9 protein-coding genes and 1 tRNA gene are annotated in these 13,373 nt (G+C 57.1%); 1 reads left to right on the top strand and 9 read right to left on the bottom strand.

Annotated elements, in window-relative coordinates; genetic code table 11:
* Window positions 1–33: 33 nt before the first annotated feature.
* Window positions 34–110: transfer RNA gene (locus ACR0JX_RS14550), tRNA-Met, on the top strand.
* 1,118 nt (window positions 111–1,228) lie between these two features.
* Here ACR0JX_RS14550 and ACR0JX_RS14545 read toward each other — a convergent pair.
* The 9 genes from ACR0JX_RS14545 to ACR0JX_RS14505 all read right to left on the bottom strand — a co-directional run bounded on the left by ACR0JX_RS14545 (window position 1,229) and on the right by ACR0JX_RS14505 (window position 13,135).
* The gene (locus ACR0JX_RS14545) at window positions 1,229–1,792 is read right to left on the bottom strand and encodes a YybH family protein (protein ID WP_480544488.1); all 564 of its coding nucleotides are present in this window, start codon (window positions 1,790–1,792) and stop codon (window positions 1,229–1,231) included.
* Window positions 1,793–1,978: 186 nt separating this feature from the next.
* A complete protein-coding gene (locus ACR0JX_RS14540; protein WP_480544487.1) occupies window positions 1,979–3,238 on the bottom strand; it encodes a M16 family metallopeptidase in 1,260 nt (419 codons plus the stop codon).
* A gap of 38 nt (window positions 3,239–3,276) precedes the next feature.
* On the bottom strand, window positions 3,277–4,638 hold the full coding sequence (locus ACR0JX_RS14535) for a M16 family metallopeptidase (RefSeq protein WP_480544486.1): 1,362 nt from the start codon (window positions 4,636–4,638) through the stop codon (window positions 3,277–3,279).
* 4 nt (window positions 4,639–4,642) lie between these two features.
* Window positions 4,643–5,281 (bottom strand): glutathione S-transferase family protein, encoded by a 639-nt coding sequence (locus ACR0JX_RS14530; protein ID WP_480544485.1) that lies wholly within the window; start codon window positions 5,279–5,281, stop codon window positions 4,643–4,645.
* A 24-nt stretch (window positions 5,282–5,305) separates the two neighbouring features.
* Window positions 5,306–7,153 (bottom strand): di-heme oxidoredictase family protein, encoded by a 1,848-nt coding sequence (locus tag ACR0JX_RS14525; protein WP_480544484.1) that lies wholly within the window; start codon window positions 7,151–7,153, stop codon window positions 5,306–5,308.
* Window positions 7,150–9,039, bottom strand: a complete 1,890-nt coding sequence (locus tag ACR0JX_RS14520) for a di-heme oxidoredictase family protein (protein ID WP_480544483.1) — start codon at window positions 9,037–9,039, stop codon at window positions 7,150–7,152. The genes ACR0JX_RS14525 and ACR0JX_RS14520 overlap by 4 nt, the downstream gene beginning before the upstream one ends.
* A complete protein-coding gene (locus tag ACR0JX_RS14515; protein ID WP_480544482.1) occupies window positions 9,032–9,868 on the bottom strand; it encodes an outer membrane lipoprotein-sorting protein in 837 nt (278 codons plus the stop codon). Before ACR0JX_RS14515 ends, ACR0JX_RS14520 begins: the two co-directional genes overlap by 8 nt.
* Window positions 9,865–12,177, bottom strand: coding sequence for an efflux RND transporter permease subunit (locus ACR0JX_RS14510; RefSeq protein ID WP_480544481.1), 2,313 nt, complete (start codon window positions 12,175–12,177; stop codon window positions 9,865–9,867). The genes ACR0JX_RS14515 and ACR0JX_RS14510 overlap by 4 nt, the downstream gene beginning before the upstream one ends.
* Before the next feature lie 64 nt (window positions 12,178–12,241).
* Window positions 12,242–13,135, bottom strand: coding sequence for a DUF6073 family protein (locus ACR0JX_RS14505; RefSeq protein WP_480544480.1), 894 nt, complete (start codon window positions 13,133–13,135; stop codon window positions 12,242–12,244).
* Window positions 13,136–13,373 lie beyond the last annotated feature (238 nt).

Genomic DNA, 13,373 nt, shown 5'->3' with positions numbered 1-13,373 from the left:
TAGCCGAATAGGCGGTAGACCAACGCAAAGTGTCGCGGGATGGAGCAGCCCGGTAGCTCGTCAGGCTCATAACCTGAAGGTCGCAGGTTCAAATCCTGCTCCCGCAACCAACGTCAGAAAACCTCAGAACAGCCCGTTCAGACTACAATTGATCCCCAGGATCAATCGCTTAACGTCTTCACCTCGTCAGGCTCATAACCTGAATATATATATGGATAAAATGGTTAGATGGCGGAGACGAAGAGAGTCCAGACAAATCGATTAATTCTAACAAAACAGCCAGAATACAGATAGTTATAGGGCTTTTGGTCATTTTCTCCTGAAAAAACTATGCGGGATTTAATGCGGGATTTTTCAAGAAGACGAAGCGAAAATTTTGGATTACACAAGCAGGAAATATCTAAATCGTATAGTCGTCCTGATAGGGTTTGCCTGATTACCAATTGCAACTAAAATCTGTGAATGCGAATCTTCTCACGTTGCGGATTGATCGATTGCAGCAATTCGCCTGAAAAGGTCCGTATACGCTGCCTAGTAGACGTTTGCTTCAGTCGCTTTGCTAGTTGTCGTAAACGGAAGCAAAGCGCAGAAAGCGGACGTTTGTTGCGCATGTTGAATTCCAAATTGAAGACATTACCCCATGCAAGCGAGGCAAATTGAAGAACAAAGCTCCAATCATCATTTCGATCTTGGCACTCGTCGTGTCGGCGGCCGCACTCATTGGTCAAATACAGAATGCTAACACTTCAAATGAACGGGAAGAATTGGTGGCACAAATCCAAACGTGCCTAGCTTTGTCTCAGCACCACTATCGGGTCCAAGCTGCTAACAGCCCAGTCGGAGGAAACTACGCGTCACGTGCCCGCTCACTTGGGCTGTGCCTGTCTGCTGATGACCCTGCTGCTTGTCGGGCAGTCGAGAATAGCAAAGAAGAGCTTTGCTGACGTCCCATCCAGTCTTGCCATGTAGCGATTGCAGCCCGCCAAAAAAGGACATTCGCCGCTCGGGCCAAGCGAGCCCTACAAACTGACTGCCTCAAAACCGAGTCGGTGCCAGGATCAAAAGCCCGGCCGGGTGCCTGTTGTAGCCAGTAAAGCAATCGACGTGAAGTAAGCCGTCGAAGCTTTTCGGAATATCCACCGCATGATTGCCGAAACTCGCTGGCGCACCAGTAATCACCACGCCAGGTTGATCGTCACCATTCCGCTAGAACAATGCCTTGGAGGAATCAGTAGGACTCGAAGGAATAGTGCTCGTGAGACACCTGCCAGTTACCCTCACCAACGTCTTGCATGACAAGAGTCCAGCGCCATGTAGACTCAGCCTTGTCACCGGCGCGGGTCACGGTTTCGTTCACCCCGGTCAAAGTTGCCACAGCGGCATTGCCCAGATATTGCACCTGCATATCGGCAGGGTAAATGAGAACCTCTGACAGCATTGCCCGGCATTGGTTTTGTGCGATCACGTAGTCACGGGTGTTGCGCACCTTTTGCGCCAGCGCGGCTCCGTAGAACATGGCTCTGTCGTCGGGCTTGTAAACTTCTCGCATCGTCTCGATGTCGTTTTTCTCGATGGCGTCGATCAACGCCATCACGACCTTGGTCACGCCTTCCACGGCGCGTTCACCACGGTCCGCGCTTTCGATATTCATCATCGCGATTTCGCCTTTGAAGACCTCCACATCCATGGTTTCGCCCACTTCCAGCGCGGCTGCCGAGTGGCCAACGGCCAAAGAGGTCAGCACGATGGCGGCGGACGTCTTGGCCGCATTGCAAACAGGTGTGAAAAACATGGGGTCCTCCGGTAGAAAAACGTTTGGAACCAACGGGTGCGTTTTGGAAACGGTCAGAGACGCACGAGGTCCCGCGGGACCAAAGGTCTTGCACCGCCACAACAGTATCGTCAGCTTACCAATAAGGTTAAGCGGTAGTGGCTGATGTCGACTTCTCGAAAATTTCCGAGCCGGTGTCGGGGAGCGCTATTTCTGGCCGATCAAAACGGTTGTGGGAGCCGTATTCAGAAGCTGTCGGGCAAGGGTTTGCACGTCCTTACTAGAGACGTCGTCCAACCGGGCGGCGCGATCGTTGACATAGGTGGGCGAATGGCCGTCCAACCGCAACCTCAAGAGGGTTTGAGCAATTGACTTGGAGCTGTGGAAGTTGCGCACATAAAACATGCCTTTGAGATACGCGCGGGCCTGCGCAAGGTCATCCGGAGAGGGGGCTGTATCGGCGAGGGCCTGCAATTCCCCGTTGATCAGTGCCAGCACATCATTCACCTTGTCCGGCTGTGCGCTTGTGGTGACAACCAGTTGCGGCGATGGGGAAGCGGTGTCGAGAGCAGAGCCGACACCATAAACCAAACCGTGATCGTTGCGCAAAGCTTTGTACAAACGGGATGCGAATGGCGCACCGCCAAAAAGATAATTCAGCACAAGCGCTGCAGCGTGGTCTGGGTGGTCGTCTGGCCAGCCGGGATACACGGACAGGATCGTGGTGGAAGGGCGGGAGGTTGCCACGTGCAGGGTATCGCCAAAATCCGGCGTTGGATGGCGCGCCTCGACATGTGTGCTTTTGTGCGGCAGGACACCAAAAGTTCGTTCCAGAAGCGGGCCAAGTTCGGTTGCGCTGATTGCGCCCACAACAACGATGCGCAACCGGTCGCGGGTGAATTGCTCCGCATGGAAGGCGCGTAGGTCATTTATGGTAAGAGAGGCAACCTCGTTGAAGTTGCCCTTGCGGCTGCGGGTGGCGGGATGACTGCCATAGAGGGACTGCATCAAGATCAGATTGGCCTGGGTGTCCGGGTTCTGGCGTCGGCTTTTCAGGCCGGACAGGATGTGGCGGCGGATACGCTCAACCGGGGTGGTATCAAAACGTGGATCGGTGATAGCAATATGCAAAAGGTCAAAGGCGGTGCTAACGTTGTCTTTCAAAACCCGCATGCTGGCGCCGAAGTGATCGGTCCGGCTAAAAAAGGACAACTCTACGCCGGCGGCGTCGAGTGCCGATTGAAAAGCGGCGGAGGACATATCACCAGCGCCTTCGTCCATGAGGCCTGACATCAGATAGGACAGGCCGGATTGGCCAATGGGGTCGGCGCGGCTGCCTCCCGCAAATCCAAGTCGTAGGGTAACAATCGGCACAGTGTCATCTTCGACCAACCAGGCGGTAATACCAACGGCAGTGGACACCTGTTGTATCGTGACATCCTCGTGAGCGGTTAGGGCGCCTGCCATCCAGATGCAGCATACAGCTAGAAAATGCCGGGCGCCGGTCATCGGGCGGGATCAGATTCGGGCAGGAGATAACCAGTGGTCGATCGGTGCGGGCGCAGCCAGGTGCGCGCCACGCGCTGAACGTCCTCAGGCGTGACCTGCATTAGGCGGGCGTTTTCCTGCATGAGCCAACCCACGTCACCCCCGGTGGTCAGAACCGAGCCGATCCAATTCGCCAGCACCAGTTGATCGTCACGCTCAAACATGACCTTCCGCATCATGCGTTTGCGAGCATGCTCAAGTGTTTGAGCGCTTACACCGTCTTCGGCAATTCTGGTCAGCTCCTCGGCGAATGAAGCTTCGAGCGCCGCAATGCCGCCGGGGTCGATTGGGATGCCGGTCAGAGCGAACTGCCCGTAATCCAGCGCGTGGCCATAATACCGCGCGCTGACCGAGCGCGCGTTGCCGTTGGTGATAACGTCTTTTTGGTACATCCGGCTTTGGGGCCCGCCAGCAAGAATGTGGGCCAGAAGCGCGAGGGCCTCGGCATCCGAGGTGTCTGCCGTCGCATAGCTGGGCACTACCCATGATGTGCGAAACCGTGCACGCCCGACCCGGTCGTCTCTCAGGGTTACCGTACGGCGCGTGTTGGGAGCAGGTTCTTTCTGACGAGCGCGCGTAACGAGGTTTGCGCCGGGCACCGCACCATATGTTGCCTGAATGTCGTCAAGGACATCCGACGGTTGTACATGGCCGACAATGACCAGTACGGCATTGGCGGGTGCATAGTAAGTGTCGTAAAACGCGCGCGCTGTTGCACTATCCAGTTCCGGCAAATCGGCGCCCCACCCAATCACAGGATTGCGGTATGGATGACGGCGGTAAAGCGTCGCGTCCAACTCTTCGATCATCACCGAGCCTGGGGTGCTCTCGATCGTGACGCGGCGCTCTTCGGCCACGACCTTGCGCTCAATGTCAGCCGCGGTTTCCGAGATTATCAGGTTGTGCATGCGATCGGCTTCGAAGGCCATCATGGTCGCAAGCGCCTCTGGCGGAACCTGCTGATAAAAGGCGGTATTGTCGGCAGAGGTGAAGGCGTTCTGAATCCCGCCTACCGCGATTACCGCTGCATCAAACACACCTTTCGGATGGGTGGACGTTCCGGAGAACATCAGGTGTTCCAAGTAGTGAGCCGTACCGGTACGACTTTCGGGATCATCGCCGCTGCCCACTGCGTACCAAAGCATATGGGTGACCACCGGCGCGCGATGGTTGGGCACGATCACCACCTGCAGGCCGTTATCGAGCACTTCGTGATACATGTTTGCCAGATAGCCCACCTCCGCCTGCGCCTGCACGTCGCAGGGCAGGTTGACGACAGCGAGCGAACAAACAAGTGCAAAGCCGTGCCAAATTTGCATCGGGTTAGGCTGCTGTGGGAGAAGGCAAAACGTTCACCTCGGCATAACCTTTCACATCGGTCATGCGCTTTTGCCATGCGGTCAGTTTGGCACAGGAAAGCAGCATTTCTTTGCCCTCCGGTGTATATCCGAAATAGAATAGGATGGGTGCCAGGAAGAAGTCGGCGAGCGTTTCGGTGTCACCAGCCAGGTACGGAGACTGGTCAAGCGCTTGATCCAATAGGGCCAGATGCGCTTGCATATCGGGTTTGGAGGCTTCGATGAGTGCTTCGTTTGTTTCTTCCCCGCGCATCGGTTTCACGAAGCGTTCCGTGATGCAGTGAATGACCAGCGACGTGTAAACATAGTCGTTGATGGCGCTGATCCATTGCAACATCCGTGCCTTTTGCGCCGGGTCGTCCGGCTGCAAGGCCGGACCATCGAATGCTTCATCCACATAAGTGGTGATAGCCAGCGTTTCATAAAGCACAAGGTCGCCGTGGCGTAGAGCCGGGATGCGCCCAAAAGGGTGAATCTCTCTGTAGGCACCGGAACGGAAATCCGGAAACTCCAGTTCAAAGTCAACACCCTTGGCGTGCAGCGCCATGCTTGCTGTGCGGACGTAGCTGCTAGGCGGCAGGCCATATAGGATGAGGTTAGACATGGTATGCTTCCTTTGTGTTATATTTCAGTTTTTCAATTCTGCGCCGCAGGGCCCGTCAGAGTCTTGCAAATAATCCGGCGTCTGGTCGCTATTGGCATCCAGTAGCCCGGGAAGAGTCAGGCCATACGCCTCGTCCAGATTGGTGATCGCTAGCGAAAAATGGCTGTCGGCGCTAGCGCGCCCAGCATAGGTCACGGGGGTTAGAAACATCAGTTCCGGCCGGAAGCGTTCTTGTCCCAGTGCGTTATCGTCACGACGTAGCATGGCGCTGATGCTGCCATCTCCATCCATATCCACCAACACCTGATCCGGCTGGTAAAGCACGAGTGATCTGAGATAGGCGATAAGCGCGGCTCGATCCGTCTGGGGTAAAGTACCGTAGGCATCTGACGCGTGTCGTGCGTCGCCTCCGTGCCGGCGGATCACGTGATCAAGTGTGGGGCTACGACCATCGTGGCCATAGGGTGCGGTTGATCCGACGCCCCAAAGCGGTGGAGTACGAAACATCCGCAATGCAAATGCCTTGTCGGCGCGCCGACTATAGTAATACTCGGCAAACTTCGGTCCCATGTTGTGATGACGAAAGTCGCTATAGATTTCGGTGACAAAAGCAGGAGCGAAGCGGCGTTGCCAGTGGATTTCGCCACTAGGCGCCGACTTGGGCTCTGCAAGCATTTGCAAGCGGCCCGTTGCCGTACCGTCACGATCTACTGTCACGCCCAGATCAAAGAACCGTCGGTCTCCGGCATGACCTGAAAGTTGATCCTGTCCTTTCAACGACCAGTTTTGTACATGGCAGCTTGTGCATCCGATCTCGGTCATAAGAGCCTTACCGCGATTGGTTTGGGGTGATTGCGCCATGCGCGCCGGGCGCGGCGCGTTCAGCAGGTACCATTCCAGCAGGTCGATCTCGCCTGCACTGATTGCGCTGGACCGATGGTCGCAATTGCCCGGTTCCGGCGCAGCAAAGGCAGGTGCGGGTACGATAAGTTGCGCGGCGCCCGCGATTGACGGCGCAGCCCATCCATCGTTCGCCTTTGCGTCACCGTTCAGCCCGTCATCGACTCCACCAGCGGTCATTTCGATGCGAAAGCCCATGACCGAGCGCATGACTCCTTCGGAAAAGCGGCGCAGCGTGGGAAACTGGTGATCGCTGATGGAAGCAGAGTAAATGGCGGCCGAAAGGTCATAGCCGGCGACCAGAGGAGTGTTGAGCGTTGCGGGGCGACCATCCGAAGCCTGTCGTATGACGGCGCCGGATTGGTCCACGAAATTGACCGTGAACAATGGATTGAGATCAGGACTGCCGTCGCCGTTGAGGTCCTCCAAACTGCCATAAGATAGCGGCTCTCCTTTAACCGGTTCGACAATGGCCTGTTGCCCCGTTGACTCAGCGGGCACGTCAATGAAACCGTTACCGTTCAGGTCGTAGCGCGCATAGAGATCCTGACGGATTTGCAAGCCGATCATCTCCACCAGACCAGTTCCAAACAGATGTGGGATGTTACGCCCGTGGCCCACCGGGGCCGCAGTGTTGCCACCAAAACCGGCGCTGCGATAAGGCATATTGTGACACATGGCACAGCTGTTGGCGTTGGCTTCGGCATAGCCTTCAGACGCCAGTGCAAACACGCCATCCTTGATCCGCCATTCTCGTTGAAACGTGGAATACCCGCGTTTGTAGGCCATCCAGGGGTCCGTGGTTTGCAGGTGCATCGAAGAGCCCGGCAGCTCGGGCGTGGCAGTGTGGATCACCCGAACTCGGGGTTCGCGGACCGCCATGCCGAGCGGGTCTTCGGGACGCTCGATGGCTTGTGCGAGTGCGGCGGTGGCAGCGCAGAACCAAATAAGCGGGAGTAAGCGCAGCTTCATTGTCGAGCCTCCAGCGCGGAGTCCTGATCCTGTAGAAGGTCCGGAAATGAGTCGCCGTCGGCGTCTACGCGGAAAGGCAGGTTCAATCCGTACAGCTCTTCGGCGTTGGTTAGGAGTTGCAGCGGAACCCGGCGGCCATTGTGATCCAATACCTCGGCGACATGACGAAAAACCGGAGGGATTCGGGTCAAGAAACGTGGATCAAACCGTTCGTAGCCGACGGGATGCCCGCCGACCTCAAAACTGTCCGATACTTGCCCATCGCCATTCAAATCGGTGGGCAGTTCATCGCTGACATAAAGAACCAGTGATCGCAAGAAAGCCTCAATCGCTTGCTGATCGTCAATCGCCAAGGTGGCATAGGCTGTTCGTGCGCCATCGGCTGCGCCACCATGGGCCATGATTGCAGAATGCAGGGTGAGAAACTGACCTGAGTGGCCGTAGGGTGCCGTGGAACCGACGCCCCAAAGCGGTGCCGTGCGGTGTGACGTTTGCACTGAGCCGTCGTACCGAACCTCATGGAACTTGGGTCCAATGTCCCAATTCCTGAAGTCGGAATAGACGCCAGTGATTAAGGGGCCATTGTTAAGGCTGCGTGGGTCTTGCCGCACCAGACTGGCGGTTATCTCGCTCGCATCTGCTGCAAAACGCAGCTCGAAAAACCTCCTGTCGCCTTTGTAGCCGTAGTTGGGATCGCCGGGTGACAACTGCCAATCTGGCACATGGCAGCTGCTGCAGCCCGTGTCGACAAATAGTGCGCGGCCTTTGGAATAGTCCGGCAAGGGTAGCACGGAAGGTGGCGGCAGGTTCAGCATGTAGAATTCCGCTGCATCCACGTCGCCTTCCGTGAGCTCGTTGAAATGCCCGTCGCCGTCGGGGTCATCGCGAGAGATGCGGGCGTTGGGCTTCGCTCTGTTGCGGTCGACGACGTCGCCGAAATCGACTTGCAGTGCCCCTGACAGGCTGTATCCCGCGATCCGTTGATCGTTGGGCGCAACTAGTGAAGGATCGAAAGCTTCGAGCCCCAAGTGAAGATCGGAAGCGCCAACAAAGAACTGGCGCACGGTGCTGGCTTCGCCACCTTGGGAAATTCGACGCCCGTTGTCTAAAACACGGTCGCCGCGGCCCCAACCGAAAGGTTGCATGACGAAATCGAACCCAGCCACCTCAGAATCAGAAAGGCTTGTGGCCTCCGGCAGTACGCCTCCCGCGGCATTCAGAAACCACAAGCGAAACACGCTGTTGAGTTGCGGCACCCCGAAAGCGTCAGGCGCAAGATCGCCGTAGTTCACGGTAGTTCCGTCTGCGCCGGTGGTGATGTTTGCGGGTGACGGGCTTGCCACCTCATCTCGATCAATCCAGCCGTTGCGGTTCCGGTCATAGCGGCGTAGCAGGCGCGCGCGAATATCTTCTCCCAGCATCTCGACCAGTCCCGCGCCGTAAAAATGCGGCGTATTGCGGCCCGCGCCTCCGGTGGAGGCGATGGTTTGTCCCGCGCCAGGTTCCGGGTGCGGTATGGAGTGACAACCGCCGCAGCTGTTAGTGTGGTCGCGAGCAAAACGCGGAACTGGGCTATCGGCGCCGCCAGCCGCATAAAGCGGAACAGATGCGTCACCCGTTTGACCGAACGTACCGTGCTCAAAGCCGAACTGGCGACGGATCAGATCGCGGCCAAGCGTGTAAAGGAGAAAGGGATCCTCAGTCTTCAGATGCGCGGTGGTGCCTTTGAGATTTGGATCCGCCGAATGCATGAGATGCACCAACGGATAGGGTAGGCCGAAACCGTAGAGATCGTCTTCGCTGTTGAGGACCTGCGCGGCGGATACCGTTGCAAGTGTCGTCCCGGTCAGAAAGCCGACGACCAAGGTTAGATGACGGCTAGTCATGAGCGTCCCTTTCTGACGCAGGCTTGGCGGTACGCAAAGTTTGACCAAGAAACGGAAGAGCCGTAGGTAGAAAGTGGTGCGGATCGAAGCCTCGTGCTGAAAACTCTACCGCCCGCAACGTGATTCGTGATTGTTGCGTTTTGCCACGCCGCATCCTCATTGAAGTGGCGATCCAATGCCCCTCGATTTGAGCGATTCGTTCCACGCGCATTTGCTTGAAGACAACGTCCTTTCCAACCTCGTTCCGAATGTAGTCAGCGCCCAGAAGGAGACGTGGATCAGAGGCTATGTAGTAGCGGGCTTGTTCCCACAGGACTGACCTTGTCCTCTCTGGTGTCGGGGTTGCGTGTATAACTGTCACGTCGCGTCCCAACATCGTTTCGCGACCACCTAGGGCATAGGACATGCCTTCGGTGGGGAGCAGCCAGCGGATGTCGCGATACGCGAAATCAGACCCGAGTAAACCTTCGTCAAGTTGGTCGGCCTGCAAGGCAACAACACCTTTTAGACCGACCGGCAAGTGCAGCGCCACGCCCAGCTGATCGGCTTGCTCCAAGTCTTCTGTTAGAAGGTAAATGGTGCCACGCAGACCTTCGGGAGTTTGCAGGAGAAAGAGGGTTCGAAGCGTGCCGTCAGCGTCCCTGCGCCATGCATTTTCAACACCAAAGCTACGGCTGACCTTTTCTCCGCTCAACAGATCCAACTGAACGCTTTGCCAACCATTGGCGGCGATTGGCCGGGCATTGTAATCGGATATCACATCGTGTGCGGTTTCGGCACGCGCAATCCCTGCTGCAAGGGCGAGACATACGACAAGGGCCATCCTCATCTTGAGCCCCTTGCCTGTAAAAGTAACAACGCGGGCAACAACCAGAGCGTCAGACCTGCAGCGACCACAAGGCTGGTGCAGATCAGAAGGCCCAATCCGAGGTTGGGGGGTACGCTGGACAAGAGCAGCACGGACACGCCGCCAAACACAGCCAGCGCGGCTGTCAGTGTGGCGGGCGCGGTGAGCGACATGCCTTGGCAGAGTGCGTCGGATTGCGGAGCGCCCGATGCACGCGCGTTTCGGACTGCCACCAGTAGGTGGATAGCATAGTCTATGCTGGCACCCATGGCGATGGCGACAAACATGGCAGTCGCGATGCCCAACGGCTGTCCCGTAAGCGCCAGTATTCCAAGGAGCAATACCACGGTGCAAACCGCGGGCAAGGAGACCAGGAAAGCGGCCGAGATCGAGCGGAACAATAGCAGGACTAGTGCAAAAGTGATCGACAACGCGGCGGTCACGGTCTTGGGGAAACCTTGGACTACCAAATCAACGGCCTTGTAGCCCTGCAGAGCTTCGCCGAACGGGGTAAGACGCAGATCGAGGTCGCCTTCGGACAATTCGGACAACGGGCCGTTCAACAGCGCGTCCATCGAGCGGTAGTCCGCGGCTTTCAGGGTCAATGTGATCAACCCGGCGCGCCCGTCAGGGGTGAGGCGGGGCGTCACCGGATAACGGCGGAACGTGCGGATCACCATGTCGCCCTGCGCTAGTTCGCCGGGACGAAGCCCTCCAGCGCGACGGGTTGCGGCGTAGCTCGAAAAATCCTGCTGGCCAAGCGCTGCGTTGGCTCGCAATATGTCTTCGTGCACCGGTGTCAGCCTGCTGATACCGGGCGCCTCGGCCAAGTCGGCTTCGAGGGCAAACACACGTTCTGCCACTTCGTCGTCAAGCAGGGACTGACCGGAGATGTCTTCGATCATCACATGCAAAGTGCTGAGCCCGCCGAAACGCGCCTCCAAAGCTTTTTCACCTAGTCGCGTATCGCTATTTTGCGGTAGGTTAGCGAGCCAACTGTCATTGATGTGTAGGGTCGGGAGGGCTGTAAGGGACAGTCCGACGGCCAGTCCGCAAACTGTGAGAATCCTGGCGGGATTTCGGGGACAAGGCACCCATTTGGAAAGCCGGTGACGTACTATTTCTCGCTTGGCAGCAGTGTATTTAGCGGCGCCGCGTGTAAGCAAGCATAGCATTGCGGGGAGCAACACAACGGTTAAGGCGCAAGATATCAGAATGCCTATCACGCCCGCCTTTGCGAAATCGGCGTAGGCTGTCAGATCTGTCAACAAGAGTGCCAGAAATCCTCCGCTGGTTGTCAGCGCAGAAAAGGAGACCGCAGGCGCGGTGCACGCGAGACCGGTCTCGACCGTGTCGGTCCAAGCGGTATTGGAGACGGCTTGAAAGCGCGTCAGGCAGGCGTCGATTACGTAAATGTCGTCAGAAACGGCGATCACGAGAATGACCACGGCCAAAACCAGAGTTGGGACATAAACGCCAATGCCGAGAGCGGCCATTGCGCCTGCTGTCAGGATCAAGGTCAGGCCGAGTTTTGTCACGATGATAAGCACCGGTGCAGCAGCGCGAAACATCACGATCAGGAACGTTGCAAGAGCCAGCGCGATTGCGGGCAGAAAGCGTGCAAGATCACCCAAAAGAGCGTCGCCAAGTTCTGCTTGTGCGACAGGTGCACCGGCGAGAACCATCTGAGTATCCAAACTCGTGTGATTTGCCCGGATAGACCTAATCGCCGTTAAGACGCGCTCATAATCGGCCCCCTCACGTAGTGATACAATGATGGAAGTGGCAGCGTGGTCGGGGGAGACCAAGCCTCCCTTGTCAAGTCCGGCGAATACGACTTCGGCGCGCAGTTGTTCAGAGAGAGAGAGGTCGGGAACACTCTCGGCAAGCAAGGGTGCAGCGCTCAGAAGACCGTTTTCGATGCGCACCTGTGGGAGGTTGGCAAGGCTGTGCAACTGAGAAATGCCCTGCAGGGATGACAGCGCCGCGCTGAGAGATTTGACTTGCGTTAGCGTGTTGGGTGCAAAGACGTTCTGGTTTCTTGGTAGCAGCGTAAGGATCACTTGATCGCTGGATCCAAAGGCGCGCTCTGCGGACAGCGAAGCTGCGTCTGCCTGGGTCATCGGGATCAGAGCGCGGGCGCTTAGTTCCCATTGCAGCGCCGGAATTTGCAGGAGTGCGAGAATAACGGTCAGTAGAACGTTCAAATAGGTAAAAAGCCGCCAGCGCAGCGCGGTGCGCAGCAGCACCCGAATGGGATAGTTCATCGCTCGCGCGTCGGCCGTCGCCATGTCACCCTCAGATTGGCAGTAAAGTGGCGCTGGTAGAATCCGGCGCCACACTGGAGTCCAAACATCAGTCGGCGGTGGCGACGAAGACGTCGAAGCGACCATCCAAAAGCTGACCGTCAAGCGGCATGTGATGCACGATCTCGCGGAAAGTCACTGCTGCGGATTGGAGCGTGCCAACGGCGCGATCCCCATCCATCAGAAGGCGCGGCGATAGCGAAGTGGAAGCGACGTAACCGACGGGCGGAATGGTTTCGACATACGAGTACATCAGCACCGGACGGTTAGAGACCATGTCCAGATCGAGATCCTGCATGCTCACCTTGACTGCCAGAGGTGCATAGCAGCACTTACCCTGTTTGGTGCGCCCATCAGCTTCGCTTCCCGGCAGCGGAGCACAGTCTCCAGGGGGGCGTTGCAGGTCGTCGATGTCTTCCTCTTCGAGGCCCGCGTGCAGCAGGAAGTCGCGCGGTAATTCTTCTTCCCACACGCCAACACGGCCGATGGAGTCCATTTCTTGATTTAGGGTCACCTGAATGGGGCCGAAGAGTTCGCTTTCTCCGCGTAAATGAAGACCAACAAACTCAGTTCCAACCTGGAAGTTCTCCCAGCTTACTTTTTCCCCTTTGACGATGGACTCCGGATCTCCGTGTAGCACCGCAATCCAGCCGGTCAGTTCAACCGTTTCGCTGCCTACGCCGTCAATCGTGTAGGTCTCAACCACTTTGGCCCGAAGTACGTCCACGCCCGCATCAGGGAGGGAGAACGCCTGAATTGGCAGGGCTGGCAGGTTTTGAATGTCCATGTCGGGAATATCTTCGAGAAGCTGCTGAATCGCGGCATCTGCGGCGTCGTCGTATTTTGGCGCAAAGCTCTCTGCATGACCCTCACCGGCCAAGAAAAACGCAAGGCCAGCGCTCAAAAGAGCTGCCCGTTGGCGGGTAAAGTCTGGAAATGTCATCACGAAGGTTCCTTTTGCGTTTAAGTGAATGTCAAAAGAGACAACGGGCGACCAGTCGGTCCGAGATTGCAGGGCGCTGAACCAAGTCGTGGCGCATCGGCGTCTCCAGTTGATCTGGGCAGTGGGCATATCTGTCCCATGCGCGCAAACACACTCCACCCATAGAAGTTTTGCACCACGTGCAGAATGCGCGGGAAACTCTCCCTTCGAAAGCAGCATAACTGCAGGGTTCGGGATT

Source organism: Ruegeria sp. AH7, assembly GCF_056541325.1.
This window is presented reverse-complemented; position numbering and strand designations above follow the sequence as displayed.